The sequence below is a fragment of the Psychrobacter sp. AOP7-B1-24 genome, assembly GCF_052376215.1.
GTDB lineage: Bacteria > Pseudomonadota > Gammaproteobacteria > Pseudomonadales > Moraxellaceae > Psychrobacter.
Map to the genome: position 1 here is coordinate 1 of NZ_JBQSVL010000152.1, position 2213 is coordinate 2213.

A 2213-nucleotide genomic window follows, 5' to 3' on the forward strand; every position below is an offset into this window, starting at 1 on the left:
TCTTTTTTTAGTTATTTTCAAAGTTGAATGAGTGCATGTTAAATGTTTGGCACACACTAAGAACTCGCTTTATCCTGCTTTGGCTTTGTTAGCTGCTTCAGCCTTACGACGTGCTTCAGCTTTAGCTACTTTGCGTTTTTCGATGACATCCATAACATCGCTACCGATATGCGCTTCACCACGTTGTTTGGCCAGCTGCATTTGATGCTCGCGCTCACGGAAGCGTGCTTTTTGTTCTTCAGTCGCTTTATCGATACAGTGAGGGCAAGACTCTCCTTTAATATAGGCGGCGCTTTTCATGTCTTCCTGAGTAATCGGCATACGGCAAGCGAAACATTGCTCGTAGCTGCCTTTTTCTAGGTTGTGATTCACTGACACGCGGTTGTCAAAGACAAAGCAATCACCTTCCCACATAGAGTCGCTAGCAGGTACCTCTTCTAAATACTTAAGAATACCACCTTCTAAGTGATAAACCTCTTCGAACCCTTGTTCACGCATATAGGCAGTAGATTTTTCGCAGCGGATACCACCTGTGCAAAACATAGCGACTTTTTTATGTTTAGCTGGATCCATCTCTTTTGCCACGTATTCTGGGAACTCGCGAAAGGTCTCAGTATTTGGATTGACAGCATTTTTAAAGGTGCCAATCTGTACTTCATAATCGTTACGGGTATCAATCAAAACCACATCAGGGTCAGATATTAGCGCATTCCATTCACTTGGTTTTACATAGCGACCAACGGACTCTAATGGGTCGATATTCTCTACACCCATGGTGACGATTTCTTTTTTGAGTTTGACCTTAGTACGATAAAAAGGCTGTGCATCAGTATAAGACTCTTTAAAGGTAAACGTGCCGATTGCTTCGATACTGCGCAGATATTCAAGGACGGTATCGATACCTTGGCGCGTGCCAGAAATCGTGCCGTTAATGCCTTCGCTTGCAAGTAACAATGTACCTTTTACATCGTTATCGAGCATGGTATTTAAGATTGGCTCACGGTATTGTTCAAAGTCAGCAAAGCGCGTGAATTTATAGAGGGCGGCAACGACGATATTATTGGTCACGCTATCGTAAGCGGGCGCTGATTTGTTATCAGTTGCAGTGGGGTTCTGAGTGGTGCTCATGGTTTTCTCCTGCTGGCTAGGTCGTAAACCTAGTGCGTTGGGTTTGAGGTATTTGTCAAGCTTAAAACATCAGTATAATTGTGGAATTAAATAATGCGCGCGTAGTGTAGCAAATTTTTATAGGATCTTAAAACTTAAAGACGTAAAAGTATCATTACTGTATACCTAATAAAAGGCTATACTGCGAGTTTCCTCTGGTTTAAGCACAGTTTTGGAGAATTCGCTGGTACTATTATCAATATAGTTATTATCGAAATTTAGGCTATGTATGTCAGGTGTTTGGATAAACTCTAACCATTTATTTTTCATCCAAGTTTCAACAAGATCTTTACCTAATATATGTATTAGATTGGATAATTGAGCATGTGGTTCAGAATAATAATAAACAATGACTCTCAAAGAACATTTTTCACTTTGATTAAATGAAAAAATTTCATGAATATAATCGCTATCGGAAGAGTCTAAAGAGTGTCCCCAAATATAAATCTCAATAGGGTGGTACTTGGTTAGACTTTGACTTTTCATGTTTTTTTCTAACGCTGTAACTGGAGAGTCAGACTTGAGAAATTGATAATCAGTATTATTAATAAGTTTTTGATAGTATTTAACAAATCCGTAAGCCTTGTTGTCTATAAGAACCTGATTTTTGAGCTCAGAGATGCCTAAAACAATTTTCTTATTACTATTTTTACCAGCTTTGCCATGTATAAAATTAATATTGGAATGATTATATAAACGATTAATAGTCGATGAGTAATTGAAGCTATAAATAGCGTCCAAATCTTTTTTAAAAATTTCTGGATTTTTTAGAGTATTTTTTAATTCTAGTTTGTCAATAAAGACAATGTATTCAGAGAATATCTCAATAAAGTTAATTAAGTCCTCTTCTAAGTGCTTCAACAAGCTAGAAGAGCATATATCTGTAGGTTTGCCGGAATAGTATTTGACGAAACTCTTATTAAATACTATTTGCATGCCTGTATATGTATTTTGTTTATCGGTTACACAAAATATTTCTAGTAAATTTTTAATAAATGGATATTTTCTCTCAATATCTTTATTAAATATTTCATCATTTAAAATTA

2 protein-coding genes are annotated in these 2213 nt (G+C 36.7%); both read right to left on the reverse strand.

Annotation, left to right across the window (positions count from 1 at the left end; genetic code table 11):
* Nucleotides 1–69 precede the first annotated feature (69 nt).
* Nucleotides 70–1128 (reverse strand): oxygen-dependent tRNA uridine(34) hydroxylase TrhO, encoded by a 1059-nt coding sequence (gene trhO, locus ACT3QP_RS14600; protein ID WP_444525998.1) that lies wholly within the window; start codon nt 1126–1128, stop codon nt 70–72.
* A 165-nt stretch (nt 1129–1293) separates the two neighbouring features.
* Nucleotides 1294–2213 (reverse strand): AbiH family protein (locus tag ACT3QP_RS14605; RefSeq protein WP_444525999.1); only part of this gene is annotated, 920 nt, incomplete at its 5' end.

Coding starts and splice junctions, on each gene's coding strand:
- trhO (WP_444525998.1), bottom strand. CDS start 1,128: ATGAGCACCACTCAGAACCCCACTGCAACTGATAACAAATCAGCGCCC.